The organism is Streptomyces sp. GL_140 (assembly GCF_057834465.1).
On sequence record NZ_JBYQMJ010000009.1, the window covers coordinates 1 to 15,216 of the forward strand.

Annotated in this window: 11 protein-coding genes and 3 pseudogenes; 9 read left to right on the forward strand and 5 right to left on the reverse strand. The window is 64.1% G+C overall.

Annotated elements, in window-relative coordinates; translation table 11 throughout:
- Positions 1-66 precede the first annotated feature (66 nt).
- Positions 67-669, reverse strand: coding sequence for a hypothetical protein (locus AC3IYJ_RS43415; RefSeq protein WP_489403756.1), 603 nt, complete (start codon positions 667-669; stop codon positions 67-69).
- On the opposite strand from AC3IYJ_RS43415, the gene AC3IYJ_RS43420 reads away from it, so the two are divergent.
- Together AC3IYJ_RS43420 and AC3IYJ_RS43425 are read left to right on the forward strand one after the other, a co-directional pair.
- A complete protein-coding gene (locus tag AC3IYJ_RS43420; RefSeq protein WP_489403757.1) occupies positions 659-838 on the forward strand; it encodes a hypothetical protein in 180 nt (59 codons plus the stop codon). The two genes, AC3IYJ_RS43415 and AC3IYJ_RS43420, sit on opposite strands and share 11 nt — an antisense overlap.
- A gap of 1,483 nt (positions 839-2,321) precedes the next feature.
- A pseudogene (locus tag AC3IYJ_RS43425) lies at positions 2,322-2,951 on the forward strand (transposase); the annotation flags it as partial.
- A 152-nt stretch (positions 2,952-3,103) separates the two neighbouring features.
- Here AC3IYJ_RS43425 and AC3IYJ_RS43430 read toward each other — a convergent pair.
- Together AC3IYJ_RS43430 and AC3IYJ_RS43435 are read right to left on the reverse strand one after the other, a co-directional pair.
- Positions 3,104-3,454: a hypothetical protein gene (locus AC3IYJ_RS43430; RefSeq protein ID WP_489403083.1), complete on the reverse strand. Its 351-nt coding sequence runs from the start codon at positions 3,452-3,454 to the stop codon at positions 3,104-3,106.
- Between the two features lie 1,443 nt (positions 3,455-4,897).
- Positions 4,898-5,092, reverse strand: a complete 195-nt coding sequence (locus tag AC3IYJ_RS43435; protein WP_489403082.1) for a hypothetical protein — start codon at positions 5,090-5,092, stop codon at positions 4,898-4,900.
- Positions 5,093-5,491: 399 nt separating this feature from the next.
- On the opposite strand from AC3IYJ_RS43435, the pseudogene AC3IYJ_RS43440 reads away from it, so the two are divergent.
- Positions 5,492-6,213, forward strand: a pseudogene (locus tag AC3IYJ_RS43440) (IS6 family transposase).
- Positions 6,214-6,522: 309 nt separating this feature from the next.
- Here the strand turns inward: AC3IYJ_RS43440 and AC3IYJ_RS43445 are convergent.
- A protein-coding gene (locus AC3IYJ_RS43445) for an IS5 family transposase (protein WP_489398952.1) occupies positions 6,523-7,331 on the reverse strand; the annotation gives its coding sequence in 2 pieces (ribosomal slippage) (positions 6,523-6,983 and positions 6,983-7,331; 810 coding nt in all).
- A 435-nt stretch (positions 7,332-7,766) separates the two neighbouring features.
- On the opposite strand from AC3IYJ_RS43445, the gene AC3IYJ_RS43450 reads away from it, so the two are divergent.
- The 5 genes and pseudogenes from AC3IYJ_RS43450 to AC3IYJ_RS43470 all read left to right on the forward strand — a co-directional run bounded on the left by AC3IYJ_RS43450 (position 7,767) and on the right by AC3IYJ_RS43470 (position 13,751).
- Positions 7,767-8,891 carry a radical SAM protein gene (locus AC3IYJ_RS43450; protein WP_489403758.1) on the forward strand — a complete coding sequence of 375 codons (1,125 nt, stop codon included), beginning with the start codon at positions 7,767-7,769 and terminating at the stop codon, positions 8,889-8,891.
- A gap of 483 nt (positions 8,892-9,374) precedes the next feature.
- Positions 9,375-10,133: a TauD/TfdA family dioxygenase gene (locus AC3IYJ_RS43455; RefSeq protein WP_489403759.1), complete on the forward strand. Its 759-nt coding sequence runs from the start codon at positions 9,375-9,377 to the stop codon at positions 10,131-10,133.
- 172 nt (positions 10,134-10,305) lie between these two features.
- Positions 10,306-11,832 carry a pyridoxal phosphate-dependent aminotransferase gene (locus AC3IYJ_RS43460; RefSeq protein ID WP_489403760.1) on the forward strand — a complete coding sequence of 509 codons (1,527 nt, stop codon included), beginning with the start codon at positions 10,306-10,308 and terminating at the stop codon, positions 11,830-11,832.
- A 130-nt stretch (positions 11,833-11,962) separates the two neighbouring features.
- A pseudogene (locus tag AC3IYJ_RS43465) lies at positions 11,963-12,247 on the forward strand (transposase); the annotation flags it as partial.
- A gap of 223 nt (positions 12,248-12,470) precedes the next feature.
- On the forward strand, positions 12,471-13,751 hold the full coding sequence (locus AC3IYJ_RS43470) for an IS256 family transposase (RefSeq protein WP_489403761.1): 1,281 nt from the start codon (positions 12,471-12,473) through the stop codon (positions 13,749-13,751).
- Positions 13,752-14,151: 400 nt separating this feature from the next.
- On the opposite strand, the gene AC3IYJ_RS43475 is transcribed toward AC3IYJ_RS43470, so the two are convergent.
- Positions 14,152-14,280, reverse strand: coding sequence for a hypothetical protein (locus tag AC3IYJ_RS43475; RefSeq protein ID WP_489403762.1), 129 nt, complete (start codon positions 14,278-14,280; stop codon positions 14,152-14,154).
- Between AC3IYJ_RS43475 and AC3IYJ_RS43480 the strand changes: the two genes are divergently transcribed.
- Entirely contained in the window at positions 14,279-14,854 is a 576-nt protein-coding gene (locus tag AC3IYJ_RS43480) for a hypothetical protein (RefSeq protein ID WP_489403763.1), read from the forward strand. The genes AC3IYJ_RS43475 and AC3IYJ_RS43480 overlap by 2 nt on opposite strands.
- Positions 14,855-15,216 lie beyond the last annotated feature (362 nt).

Consider the following 15,216-nt stretch of genomic DNA (forward strand, 5'->3'; position numbering starts at 1 on the left):
ACACGCCTGCTGGACATCCTGGGCAGGGCCTGACCTGCACAGCCAATTGATCACGACGACTATGAATCAGCTCTGAGCGACGGTGAAGGTGACGGTGGCTGGGGTGGAGATGTTGGTGCCGTGGACGGCGGTGACGGTGACGGTGTGGGTGCCGGGGGTCCAGGGTCCGGCTTTGGGGGCGCGGTCGAAGATCCAGGTCCGGTCGGCCTTGATCGGGATGTTGTCGGCGATGACCGTTGACCCTTCGGTGGCGCGGATGTAGGTGCCCTGGTCGACGGGGGCGGGGACGGTGCCGGTGAAGTCGGGCCGGACACCGGTGGTGCCGCCGTTCTTCGGGGTGGTGATGACCGGGGTCCGGGGGTCGACGACGGTGAACGTCACCGTGGCCGGGGCGGAGATGTTGGTGCCGTGGACGGCGGTGACGGTGACGGTGTGGGTGCCGGGGGTCCAGGGTCCGGCTTTGGGGGCGCGGTCGAAGATCCAGGTCCGGTCGGCCTTGATCGGGATGTTGTCGGCGATGACCGTCGATCCTTCGGTGGCGCGGATGTAGGTGCCCTGGTCGACGGGGGCGGGGACGGTGCCGGTGAAGTCGGGCCGGACACCGGTGGTGCCGCCGTTCTTCGGGGTGGTGATGACCGGGGTCCGGGGGTCGACGACGGTGAACGTCACCGTGGCCGGGGCGGAGATGTTGGTGCCGTGGACGGCGGTGACGGTGACGGTGTGGGTGCCGGGGGTCCAGGGTCCGGCTTTGGGGGCGCGGTCGAAGATCCAGGTCCGGTCGGCCTTGATCGGGATGTTGTCGGCGATGACCGTCGATCCTTCGGTGGCGCGGATGTAGGTGCCCTGGTCGACGGGGGCGGGGACGGTGCCGGTGAAGTCGGGCCGGTCACCGGTGGTGCTGCCGTTCTTCGGGGTGGTGATGACCGGGGTCTGGGCCGGCTGCTGCTGGCCATGACGTTGACGGGGGTGGACGGGGAGGCCACATTGCCGATGGTGAAGGCCAGCTGTGTCGTCCCCACCGGCGCCTTCGCATCAGCCGTCACCGCCACCCACAGCGAGACGTACGTCCCGTTCCCACCGAGCCCCGCCTGCGTCAGATCGACCTGGGAAGCGGTCAGCGTCTGCCCGTCGCCAGACACAGTGGCGTCAAAGTTGGTGATTACGCCGGTCACTGGATTCGTCACCGAAACCAAATATGTGGGCTGCGGCTGGAACTTGAGAAGCGCACCCGCCGGAAGCTTCACCGTCACATCCAGCGGCGGGACCTGTCCAGCCACCTGTACACCCGGATGTCCGGGTGCCCCGGCAGGCACAAGCGTCACATTCGGCGGACCACCCGGAACCACGGAAAACCCTGGGTATTTGTCGTCGGGAGTCCATCCGGTAAGGTGCCCCTTGGGTAGGGTTCCCTGAATGCTGACCCGTCCTGTCGCGTCAATCATGGCAGCCAATTCTCGCATGTCCCACTGAATTTCATGGATGACGCTTTCTACGTCCGGGAACTGCTGCGCGGCTGCAGCCAGATCGGTATTGAATTCAGAGGATGCGGATTGGAGTTTCTGGACAGCCGCCTGGTTGAGGTGGATGTTGAAGTTGTTGCCCGATTTATCGAATACGATGTCAAGTGCCATTGTAGGGTTCCTTTCTATTTCGTGTCTCGTGACCCTGTCGGCGTAATTTCTGGTCGTTTGTTCTGTGTCGGGGAGGCGATCGGCCGGATGCTGATCCGGTCTTCTCGGCGGCTGCTTGCGTCCTTGAGGCCTTTCGTCGCGTACTTCCGTAGATTCTCCTCGTTTGCGGAAAATCCCAGACGTGCGGCTGGGATTCTCCGGGTGGGCGGAGTCCTTCTATCGCGAAGTGGATGGTTTCTTTCGTTATAGCGACTGGCTGGAATTGCGCTTCCAGGATTAATGCGCCGCTACTTCCGATATCTTCACGTCCAGTAACGCATGTTCTAACGTTCCACGGTCACCAGAAATTCATTCACCTTGACCTGGAACTGTTCTTCCGTGAAATTGCTGTAGCTGTCTGGTATGTGCCGAACTCCATTCGCGTGGCCAGCTTTTCCGGATGTCCGGGAACGGTGGCTCCCGCGGAAGTCTCCTCGTAGCCCGCACACCTGCCCCCTTGTATGTCTTCCTTCCCCTTCTTCCCCTCGCCCTTCCCGGGGCTGATTCATAGTTGGTTGATCATGTTCCGTTGCAGGTCAGGGGCAGTCCGAGCGGAATTGTCACGTTGTCCGGGTGGGGTGGGATGATCTCCGGGTTGTCCGTCCGGGAGGAAGCCCGTTGTGTCGTCCGTGGTGCGGAGGGTGTACACCAGGTGGCCCGGCCGCCCTGCGCAAAGCCAGCCGCTGCAGACTCGTCGAGCTCATCCGGCCCAGGGCTCCGCGGATGGCCCAGCGGCTGATCGATGACGTCTTCGACGCCCTCGACGAGCAGACCGTCGTCGTTCCCGGCACGGGCACACTCGACATCGTGGTCCCGTCCCTGGCCGCCTCGCTCGCCACGGTCCACGACCAGCGCCGGGCACTCGAAGCCCAGATCAGCAGCCTGCTGGAGGCCCACCCTCTTCACCTGGTCCTGACCTCGATGCCCGGAGCCGGAGTCAGGACCGCCGCCGTCCATGCCACCGTCGAGGACCACATCCGGTGCGGCAGGATCACCGGTTTCGGCCGCTTCCCCTCCCGCCGCTTCGCGATCAACTCGGCCTGGCTCGAACTCAGCCTCGCGGCGATCGGCCTGCTGGCCTGGATGCGGGTCCTGTTGCTGGACGGGGAGCTGGCGGCTGCCGAGCCGAAGAAGCTCCGATACCGGCTGCTGGATGTCACCGTCCGCCGCACCCGGGGCGGTTGGCGACTGCGCTTGCGGATATCGCAGACCTGGCTCTGGAGACACGAATTGGCCATGGTCTTCCACCGCCTCGCTGTACTGCCCCGTCCTGGCGGCTGACCGGCAGCCCCTCGTCCGCCCACGACCCAAAAGACCTTGGAGAATCCGACCGCCGCGCCAGGCCTCATCCCTGCCCAAACACCGAAATCGCGTCGATCCCCCCAACCGCTGCTGATCAGCGACACCGCCTTCCCCCAACCGAAACGGCGGGGTTAGTTGATGCCCTGGACGTTGATGGGGTTGGAGTTGGGGTGCTGGGCGCCGACGGTGAATGCCAGGCTTGTGGTGCCCGCCTGAGCAGTCCCACCGGCCGCTACCTCGACCCACATGACAGAGACTGCACCCGCTTGGGGGAGTGCCGGGTCGATGTTGTGGAACGTCAGGGTCTGGCTGTCGGGTAACAGGACCCCCGGATAAGTGGTCGTGTTGTAGGAGCCGTCCGCCACGGTCAGCAGGTGTGCGGGGCCCTTCTCGACAACGAAGTACACGTCCCGCCCCGCGGGGAGACTGACCGAGACGTCCTGCGGAGCAACCGCGCCCGTCCCGGTGTTTTCCAGGATCACCCACGGACGCCCCGGCTTCGCACCCGGCGTCAGACTCACTTCCTGCGGCCCGGGTGAGACGGTGAACCCACTGTGATCACTGCTGTCGGGGTTTTCAACTTTCTCAGACATTGTTTTCACCTTATCGATGCGGAAGGGATGTGCCAGGGCTCGTACCCGGCGTTACTTCCCTTCTCTGTCGGGTGGTGCCTGGTACCCCTCGCTGCGAGCTCCGGCAGTAAGGACGGCTGTCTTGAACGGGGTTTCCAGGCCCCGGGCGAACGGCGAGAAGTGGCCCCACCTCTCGAACGGGCGGCCGACATGTCCCCCGGGCCCCTGACGGCCTCTTTCTCGCTGGCTGCGCTTGTGCGCGGGCCACCTACCGGCCCGGCAGTAGAACGCCTGGCGGAGCCACTTCTCACCGTTGGGGCGGGGCCTACGAACCCCGTCGCAGTAAGGACGGCGTTGCGCTGTGGTCGGGTAGTCGGGGATCGGCAGTGGTCTCCGGCTGCTCGACCGCACCGGTCTCTTTGCTGGCGGGCCGTACGCCGGCATCGGCTTGGGTTCTTCGGTGGCTGGCCCTGAGGGACGCGCCGGTGCTGTATGGCTGGTCGTGCCAGGAGTCAGTGCGCGGAGGGGCATCGTTGTGAGCAGTGACGTGGGCTGGGGCCTCACCCGCTGAAGGTGCGCAGACACGTGCGGCGGGCCCGTTGCCCGGGGTCTTCCGGGGCGGGCGGGGGTCCTGATGCCTGGCGTGCTCCGCTTCTCCGGGGCTGTCTCCGGAGGGCGGTTGCGGGGTGCGTCGTTGTCGGCGGGGGTGCTTCTTTGCGGCAGGAGTCGTTGACTGGTACTGCGGAGTGGCAGGTGGGACCGGGCTCACGAGCTGCTGCCCTTCGCTTGTCCAGGTGGGGGGTTCGCGGATGTTTGCGGGGTTGAAGGGGTGTTGTTCGTGGGCTGGTGGGCGGGTGTGGTTCCGGGGTGGGGTCGGGTGGTGTTGCCGGGGGTGTGGGTCGTGATGGTCTGCGGGTTTTTGTGGGTGGTGGTTCGGCGGGCCCGGTTGTCTGGTCTGGTGGGGGTTTTGCTTTTCTGGCTTAGCTAAAGGGAACCTTTTGATTTGCTGATCAATGGCGGTGTTCCTTCTCGGGGTGATCGGCTGAATTGCCGTACATATGCGCGAGCGGAACGGCACGGCGGATGAGTTGAATTCGGCGGTCTGGGCACGTAGAACTGTGGCAGCAGGGCCTCTTGGCGTTACTCGGGAAAGATGCGCATTCCCGAGCTGCCAGGAGGCCCTGCGTCCATGTGCCGGCCGACCGGAGAGCGCTCGTGCGGGAGTGTGTACGGTCTGCACTCTCTGGGATCGGTTGGAGGTACGGCTTTTCAATATGTTACGAATCCAGGCAGGGCCGGTTCACGAAATGGCTCTGACTGTACATTCTTTACTTTCCGAAAGGCCTGCCGGCGTTACGCCGAAGGCTTCAGGAAGTTCTTCAGGAATCCCTTTCCGTCACCGGCTAGGTATCCCTTCAGAAATGCCTGCCCGCCGGGGCCGTTCAGGTATGCGTTCAGGAAGTTCTGTCCGGCGGAGCTGCCTAACCACTCCTTCAGGTAATCCTGATTCGCGGATTCGTTGAAGTAGTTCTCTTTGGGGTTGTTCATTTCTGCTCCTGTTGTGTGTATTGGTCGGTGTGTTGTTAGCGTGCTCGCTGTGCCGGTAGGCTTAGCGGCTTTCGCCTCCTTGCTTTAAGTAGGTGAGCGGGTCTGAGCCCTCTCGACTGAACGGGTGAGTCACAGAGAGTGCTGATTTTGGCTTTTCAAGGTGAGGATGGTGGGAGGTCGGGGGTGAGGCTGGTTCCGGCGGGGAAGCTGTTGAGAACGTGGGGGGTGTACCGGAGCCGTTTGAGCGGTTTCGGGCGACGGCTTCGAGCCGGTCGAGGGAGAGGTTGGCGAGGCTGCGTTTGACGTGGGCGTGGGCCCATGGGAACTCGAGGCACTGTCACGTTGTCCGGGCGTCTGGGATGATCTTCGGGTTGGCCGTGTCCGGGGTGGGTGGGATTCGTGTCGTCTGTGGTGCCGTCGTACGCGAAGCGCCGGTACCCGGTCGAGGTGATCTCGCACTGTGTGTGGCTGTACTTCCGCTTCCCGCTCAGCTTCCGTGAGGTGGAGGAGATGATGCTCGAGCGGGGCGTCGTCGATCTCCTACGAGAGCATCCGGCGCTGGTGTCTGAAGTTTCGGCCAGTCCTACGCCGACGCGCTGCGCCGGCGGCGCCCGCAGCCGGGCGACAAATGGCACCTGGACGAGGTGTTCATCAAGGTCAACGGGGAGCAGAGGTTTTTGTGGCGGGCCGTCGATCAGGACGGCAACGTCCTGGACATCCTGGTGCAGAACCGGCGCGGCAGAGCCGCTGCCAGGCGTTTCCTCCGTCGGCTTCTCAGCACCACCGGGCAGGTGCCCCGGGTGATGGTCACCGACAAACTGAGGTCGTACGGGGCTGCGCACCGTGAGGTGATGCCGTCGGTCGAGCACCGCTCGCACAAGGGGTTGAACAACCGGGCGGAGAACTCTCACCAGCCGGCGAGGCAGCGGGAACGTGCGATGAAAGGATTCCGCAGCCCAGGCTCCGCGCAGCGGTTCCTGTCCGCGTTCACCGGGATCTCACCCCACTTCAGGCCTCACCGGCACCGCGTGACCGCCCGCCGCCACCGCCTCGAAATGATGATCCGCTTCACCATCTGGAACCACATCACCGGAGCCGTCGGCATGCCCGCTGCCGCCTGAGCAACCGGCCGCCAACGGCCCTCCCTACCCTCAGCCGATCACACCCCCGACAACGTGACAGCACCGGGCGGAGTGCTCCTGCGGCTGGAGGGGAGTCCTTCGGCTCCTGGACTGGGCCGCGATCGGCGAAGTCCCCTTCCACCTCTGGGAGGCGGGAAGTGACAGCGCGGCGGAGTGCCTGGATGACTGGGACCGGCACATCGTGACCGTGGAGGCCATCGGCGGTCCGGTTGCCGTCGGAACTGGAGATCCGGCTGAAGAACGTCTTGCGGGCGATTGCGGATCTGGCCCGCGACTTTAGAAGTCATCTCATTTGGTCAGTCTGCGGTAGCAGATGAGGGTGCAGGCGATGCTGGTGAAGGCGAGGAAGTGTTCGGCCTTGCGTTCGTAGCGGCGGTGCAGGCGTCGGCAGCCGGCGAGCCAGGACATGGTCCTTTCGACCACCCATCTGTGGCGGCCGAGCCGTTGTGAGGACTCGATGCCTCTGCGGGCGATGCGGTGTCTGATGCCGCGTCCGCGTAACCATCGTCGCAGGTGGGCGTAGTCGTAGCCCTTGTCCGCGTGGAGCTTGCCGGGCTTGCGTCGTCGGCGTCCGCGGCGGGATCGGATGGGCGGTATGCCGCGGACAAGGGGCTCGAGAGCCTGGCTGTCGTGCAGGTTCGCGCCCGAGATCGCGACGGACAGGGGCAGACCGGTCCGCTCGGTGATCAAGTGGATCTTCGAGCCGAACTTGCCCCGATCCACAGGATTCGGACCTGTCAGATCCCCCTTTTCAGGGCCCTCATGTTCACCGAGTCGATCGCGCAGCGGGACCAGTCGAGTTCACCGCGGACGCCGAGTTCGTCGAGGACCAGCCGGTGGAGCTTGGCCCACACCCGGGCCTCGCTCCACTCGGAGAATCGTCGGTGGGCTGTCGCCCCCGAGGGGCCGAACGATGCCTTGGGAAGCTGCTGCCAGGTACAACCCGACGTCGCGACGAACACGATCGCGGCCAGTACTTCACGGTCACCATGCCGGCGCCGCCCACCGCCCTGAGGCCGCGACGGCGCGTCCGGCACCACCCGCTGGAACAGCTCCCACAGCTCGTCCGGCACCAGCCGTTCAACGATCCCCACCATGGCCGACAGTCTACCCGCGAAGCCCAAATGAGATGACTTCTTAGGCCAGCAGCGCGCAAAGCAGACCGGACCTTGCGCGCCATACCGTGTACTGGCCCGCCCATGATGCGCGTGGCCAGGACCTCGATGCGGTGGCCGCGGCCCTGGGTCTGGCTGCCGTGACGACCTGCAAGGTGCTCTCGCGGTACGGCGGCTGGAGCCGCGACGGACGACCGCGCGGCTTTTGTGGGGCCCCTCGCGCCGGCCGAACCATCAGCCGAGGCGGTGCCCTGCCCCATCCTCTCTCCGCATTCCAAAAGCCCCGAGGGGGATGGCGTGGGCGGTGACATAAGACCGGGCGAAGAAGTTGCATCCGGTTGTTGTCTCCCGCGGGCAGAGCCGGGGTCTCATGAATGGCTTATCCAGCCCCTTGGTCTGAAAGGCAGGGCCGATCTGATGAAGTCGCGCCGCGTTCTTCCGCTGCTGTCCGTACAGGGCAACGGCACAGTCGCTCCCTCGCCGGTCGTGGTTGAGCGGCTGCACTCGCTGCCGCTCCAGACGGTTGACGACATCCGTGAAGCCTTCCCCGGCATCCCCATCGAGGAAATCCGTGCTGAGACGTACTTCCAGAACCTGCGGGTGCTGACCACGGCCACGTGCGCGATGCGCTGCGGTTATCCGGGCGAGAGCACCATGTGGTGCCATAACGAGGGCATGGAGCGCAACGGGCTGAGCGACGCCGACCTGGAGCAGACCCGCCGCTTGGTCGGCCAGTTCCGGCGCGAACGCGGTATCACCCAAGTCACCCTGGCCGGACTCGAACCACGGCTGAACGACGACTTCGTACGGTTCATCGCCGGGATGCGGGCGGACGGCATCGATGAAATCACGCTCGTCAGCCACGGCCTGAAGCTGCTGGATTGGCTCCCCCGGCTCCACGCTGCGGGCCTGTCCGGTCTCGTGCTGTCGGTACAGGCCTTCGAGCGGCAGGCCTACACCGACATCATGGGTCTGGACGCCTTCCAGAACGTCCTGGCCGTGATCGATCTGGCCGACACCATCGGGCTACCGGTCACGGTCAACCGGGTGCTGCTCAAGGGGTTCCACGAGGACATTCCCGCCTTCCTCGACTGGATCGACCGGCGCCAGTTCCGCGTGCGCCTCTACGACGTGATGTGGATGCCGGGCCAGGACGACCAGTGGCTTCGTAACCACATCTCATGGCAGGAGATCACCGGCCTGTGGGCTGACCGCACCGAACGGATCACTGTATGGACATACGGGCTGCCCGGCCGCATCAACATAGTGTGGTGGCTGCGCGGAGGCTCCTCTATCGAGACGAACCTCAACTATCCGCGCACCCAGCACACCGCTCCCGTCTGCCAGGAATGCCGTGTCAAGGACGCGTGCCTTGAGGGATGGATGGGCTGCGGCATTCGCATCACCGCTGACCTCAAGGCTTCCGGCTGCGTCCTTCGACCCGACCTCGCGATGCCCCTGACCACCACGGACGACGGAGCTCTCGAGGTGTCCTCGCTGGACGCGTACCTGTCCGGCCGGCTCGGACACCCCGGGCACTAGACCGCTTCTGACGGGCGCTGGACGGTGTACGCGGGCCAGATGGCGATCTCGGCGATGGCCAGGATGTAAGGAGAGAAATGACTGGTGCAGTTCACCCCTCGACTTGTTTGATCTTGCGGCACTTCACAGTAGGAGGGCTGGGAAGAGCCGTATCCCTGATCGCAAATGAACTTGCGGGCAGGTGCGCTCCGGTTCGCGTCATCGTGCTGGGTGCCTCCCGGAGGAATTCCCTGACAACCGAGTTAGCCGAGTCTGTCGAGATACACGTGCTTGAAGGATCCTGGCCTCAGCGCCTCCGCCGGCTGCGGAAACTCACTGCAGGGTACGTGACGCATCTGCACTTCGGGGAGCTGCCCGCCGTGCCGGACTTCTGCCGCCTGGCGGGCATCCTGTGCCTTGCAATGCCAATAACACGGCCAACCGCCCCCTTCTCAATGCCCTGGTAGCTGGCCTACCAGGGCATTGCGACGAGAGGAGAATTGTATGTTGGATACGTCCGAGTTCATCGCCTGGCTCGAAAGCTTGGGAGAAGATATGACCGGCTTATGCAAGGTCGTTCCGACCAGATTCGACGCATCGGAGTTTGTTCGCCGTATCGAGGAATCTCCCACCCTGCAGATGCGGGCCAGTTCTGATGGGTTAGTTTCGATTGTCCGTGACTATGCCGATGCCCGTGACAAGTCCAAACAAAGTGCGTCCTTCGACCTGCACACCGATGGCTGCTACTACGAGATGCCGCCCGAACTGGTGTTGCTGTACTGCGAAGATCCGGGGCAGACCGACATCAAGACATCCCTCAGTGACTCCACGGCGGCTATCAGCGCCGTCAGCGAGCTCCTGCCGATTCTTACCGACCTCGACTTCATATATATAGGTAAAGATCTGTCCGAGCACCGGCGGCCGCTTCTTGAACGCCATCCACGTTCGGGCGCGTATATCACAAACATGGCGACCCGCGGGTATGTCCAGCCGCGAGTATCGGCAGCGACGCTCTCCGAAGTGCCCGACCTGAAGGAAATTGTTTCTGCACTGCACCAGTTCTATGCCGCGATTGACGCCAGCATCATTCTCGACCACAGCTGGCGCTCGGGTGACCTTCTTGTGTTCGACAATCTCCGCTACCTTCACGGGCGCCGCAGTGGTGTCGAGCCGGATCTGCGACGATCGCTCGCCCGGATCTGGGTTTCTAGTCGTGGAAGAGGCATCGTCGACACCTCGTCGGCCGAGGCCGATGGGCGGTAGCCGAGGCGAGCGGGATAACCCGGTGTTTTGGCTTGCTTCGCTTTGACGGACATCTACTGCCTTTACGGAAAGGCAGTAAGGCCGCCTATGACCGCTACGAATGACCCTGTAACTGTCCGCCCGCGCGTGTGTCTCCGTATCAATTTGTTGCGTCTGATGAGAAAGGTCTCTCATGGCCATCGAACTCCCCCCGCCGCCGAATGCCCTAAGGGCCAACAACTTGGTTCCGTTCGACGTAAACCACCGCAATGGCTTCCCGTCCGCACGCGGCTCTGCGCATTTGCAGAGTCATCAGGCAGCATGTGCCGAACACCTGCTCAACACGTGTGATCCACTACGCCAGTGCTCACCCGAGCAGCGTCTCTACCATGAGTACGTCAAGGCTGGCGAACCACACGGCGCCGCGCTCTACGCCGTTAAGGGAGAACACTGGAATGGGGTCTGCCCTGACTTCCTCGACTTCGTCAACGGGTTCACACTCACCCGCGAGGACATGGGGTACGCAGAGTGTGGCTACGGCATTCAACGCCACCGAGACGCCATGAAACGCTTCATCATCAAGGACCATCACCTGACGAGCCGTGGACTGCCGAAGGGGCTGGACATTGAGGTGGGTTGTCTGGCGATGACCACGCGTATGGCGATGTACGACCTAGCAAAGGTGGCTATGGAGGACTCCAACAGCCGCTTCCCTGGAGTCCGGTCCGTAGCGTTGGTCCCTTCACCCGGCTGGGACTACAGGGGAATCTTCAAGGACGTCGGCTTCGATATCGTGTATCTGCCCATCCGTCCTGAGAACGGATGGATGCCCGACCTTGAGGAATGGTCGGCAGTGATACAGGAGATCCGCGGAAGCCGAGACGTGCGTGTCGCGCTTGCCGTGGCTAATCCGCAGCACAATCCCACCGGAATGCAATGGCCATACCGGGTGACGGAGTTTCTGCTCAACACCTGTGCGGAGGAGTCGGCCCACCTGCTGGTCGACGATGCCTATTACGGGGTTCACGATCCCAGAGTGCCTGTCGAGAATACCCTGAAGAGACTGCTGGAGTCCTTCGCCCACGAGGGCGGCGACAATTCCCTGACGCGCTCAGGGATGTTTGACCGCTGGGTGGTGACACGTCCCTTCGGCAAGCAGTTCAGCTGCAACACCATGGGCGTGGCAGCGATTACTACATCGGGCGGGCTGCTTGCTTCACTCGCCCGAAAGTCCTGGATCAATCGCTACCACTGCAACACCCACAACGCGGAAATAATGTGTGCCTGGTTGGAGACTGCGCAAGCCGAGGAATGGACACTGAGTACAGGCTTGTTCTATGCTCGGCAGAAAGAGGGTGTCCGCAACGCGCTGAATTCCATGGGATGGCCAGACGGGAGCATATGTACAGGGCCTTCTACCTCATATATGCTCCTCGAGATTCCGCGCGTCTACCACGGCGACCGCTCCGGCATTGACCGCTTCCGTGACGATCTCTTCTACGCGACTGGCACGCTGACCAGCGGCTCCCTGTTCAACCAGGCAGGGAACATCCCGTATGTACGCCTCCACCTCGGAAGTCACTACGACGTCATCGACGAGTTCCTCCGGCGATGGAAAGCTGCAGGGCTCCGATATGACCAGCCGGAGCCGTTCCCCGGGCGGGAGGGACTCCGAAGGCCGCTGCCGAGCCGCGCACTGCGACAGGAGGCCACTGGGTGACGGAGGCCCCTGTTGTCGCCGAGGGGGCGGGTAGTTGCGGTATCCGTGGCTTGCTGAGCTGGGATGTTGCAGATCCATGTGAACCGCCCCGGCGTGTCCGGAGGCTCCACTTCGTGAGGAGATGGAGTCCATGTCACGTCCTCCGAGGAACTACCCGGCCGAGTTGCGGGAGCGCGCGGTCCGGCTGGTAGCTGAGGTCCGGCCCGAGCATCCGACCGAGTGGGCAGCGATCTGCTCGGTTACCGGCAAGCTCGGCATCGGCACCGCGGAGACCCTGCGCAACTGTGTCCGCCATGCCGAGGTCGACGCCGGCGCCAGGCCGGGGGCCAGCACCGTGGAGTCGGCAGAGATGCGCCGGTTGCGGGCCGAGGCGCGGGAGCTGAAGCGGGCGAACGAAATGCGGCGCACCGTCACGAGGAAGGGCCGACGGACTGTCGAGATCATCTACCTGATCACCAGTGCGGACGCCCGCACCGCACCGCCGGCACTTCTGGCCACATGGGTGTAGTTGCACTGGGAGATCGAGAACCGCCTGCACTGGGTCCGCGACGTCACCTTCGACGAGGACCGCTCCCAGGTCCGGGGTCTGTACGGGCAACGGTGGATCTTCGAAGAGGAAGTGACACCTGATGACAGACGTGACCGTGTCGGCGGAGGCCGTGGCGGAGGTGCAGCCGTCCGGGTTGGCGCCGGACGTGCTGGATGACCGGTTGATCAGTCAGCTGGTTGATCGGGCCAAGGCCGAGGGGATCAAGCTGACGGGCCAGGGCGGTCTGCTTCAGCAGTTGACGAAGAGGATTCTCGAGTCGGCCCTGGAAGGCGAGATGACCGACCATCTCGGGCACGAGAAGCATGAGAAGGCCGGCTCGGGCAACACCCGGAACGGGACCCGGTCCAAGACCGTGGTGACTGAGGTCGGCCCGGTCGTGCTCGAGGTCCCGCGGGACCGGGAGGGTTCGTTCGAGCCGCAGATCGTCAAGAAGCGGCAGCGCCGGCTGACCGGGGTCGACGAGATGGTGCTCTCGTTGTCGGCCCGTGGTCTGACCCACGGTGAGATCTCCGCCCACCTGGCCGAGGTCTACGGCGCCGAGGTCTCCAAGCAGACGATCTCCACGATCACGGACAAGGTGATCGACGGCATGAATGAGTGGCAGAACCGGCCCCTCGACTCGGTCTACCCGGTTTTGTTCATTGACTGTGTCCACGTGAAGCTGCGGGACGGGAAGGTCGCGAACAGGCCGCTCTACGTGGTCCTGGCGGTCACCGTCGAGGGGACTCGCGAGATCCTGGGCCTGTGGGCCGGCGACGGCGGCGAGGGTGCCAAGTACTGGCTCCAGGTCCTCACGGAGATCAAGAACCGTGGCACGGAAGACGTCTGCATGGTCGTCTGTGATGGCCTGAAGGGGCTCCCTGACGCGATCGGCGCGGTCTGGCCGCAGGCGGTCACGCAGACGTGTGTCGTTCACCTGCCGAGGGCGTCGTTCCGTTACGCTGCCCGGCAGGACTGGGACAAGATCTCGAAGGCGCTCAAGCCCGTCTACACCGCGCCGACCGAGGACGCCGCGATGGAACGGTTCCTGGAATTCCAGGAAGAATTGGGCCAGAAGTATCCCGCGATCGTTCGGTTGTGGGAGAACGCGTGGGCCGAGTTCGTGCCGTTCCTGCAGTTCGACACCGAGATACGGCGGATCGTCTGCACGACGAACGCGATCGAGTCCGTGAACGCGCGGATCCGCAAGGCCGTCCGGGCCCGCGGGCACTTCCCGAACGAGCAGGCCGCGATCAAATGCGTCTACATGGCCATCATGAGCCTCGATCCCACCGGCCAGGGACGCAAACGCTGGACCCAGCGATGGAAGGCAGCCTTGAACGCCTTCGACATCACCTTCGACGGTCGGCTCTCAGCCACCCGCCGCTGAACTCCCTAACAACTCCAGAACCACCGTTCACTGGACGGACCCGATTTTCGTGCGGGGTTGGTGCCGAGGGTGCGTTTGGATGTGTGTTTCATAGTGCGATTCGGCACGTAGTGTGACGTGTTCTCCGCAGCTTGAGTCCGAACGGTCGTTCCCGGAATCTTTGTGGCGGGCGCTCGCATACGGGAGAGCACGCGGTTGTGCCTCTGCACGCCCCTGCCGTAACTCTGGCCCTTCTGACTAGGGGGCAAGACAGTTGGGGGGACGGCGTGTCTTGGCGTGGAGGGTCGTTCCCTTCGCTTTTCGTGTTTCTTTGCTGGGGGTTCTTTATGCTGCGTGTTGTTCGTCCTTATGCGGCGGTGGTGTTTCTGGCTGCTTCTGCGCTGGCGTTTCCTGGTACTGCTCAGGCGGCCGGGGTGCCGGCCAGCACGCCAGGCAGCTTCAGCTCCGCCGTGCCGCCCGGGAAGGTGTCGTACAGCACGCCGGGCGAGTACGAATTCGAGGTGCCGCCCGGTGTTACGCGTATCACCATGTCTGTCACCGGTGCCGGCGGAGGGGGCGGACGGGGTGATGAGGGAGGCAAGTCCAGTGGAGGCGGGGGCGGTGGAGGTGGCGGTGCCACCGTGCGCTGCAGGCTGCATGTTCACCCTGGTGATCGCCTGAGTATCCATGTTGCGGGGGGCGGGGGCGGTGGTGACCTCGACACTGCCGGCCATCCGGTCGAGGGGAATGGTGAGAACGGGGATACCTCCCACGTGCGGGTCTCTGACGGCAAGACCCAGACTGTCTTGGCTCAGGCTAACGGCGGCGAAGGGGGCACGGCGGGTGCAAGAGGAGGCAGTGGAGGAATCGGTGGCACCGCTGCGCTCTGCAAGGGGGGTCATGCCAAACTCCATTCCGGGAGTCCCGGAGAGGTTGGTGACCTTTATGGGGGTGTCGGAGGTGCACCGGGCAAGAAGGTACCGGGGGCTTGCCCCGGTGACACGGGAAGGGGTGGCAAGGGCGCGTTTCTCCCCAGCCGCGGCTCCGTCCGCGGCAACCCTGGCGGCGACGGCTGTGTCGTTCTGAGGGGCCGCGGTCTGACCATTCCGCCTCCGCCTCCGTGAAGGTGGCGTCCTTCTGGATCTTTGTCGGGTGTCGTCACGTTGTTGTGCTGACAGGACCCGGACCCGGCAGCTCGGTATGGGCTGGTGGCAGATGACGCCACTGCCCGGACCGCCATAAGTGCTTGGAGCCAGAGACAATCTGCCCTTCAAAATGAAGCAGAGCCGCGGCAGCCGAGACCACCCCGCTTTGCTGCTGCCAGCCGGGTCCGCGCAGCGGGCCCAGCCCTGAAGGCGAAGCCGGAAAGGCCCGGGGTGGAAGCGAAGCGGACACCCCAACGGGCCCAAGGCTTGGACCACGGACAGCGCCCCACTTCGGGGGAGCGTAGCGGACCCGAACCAGTCCGAAGCGAAGCGAAGGACCC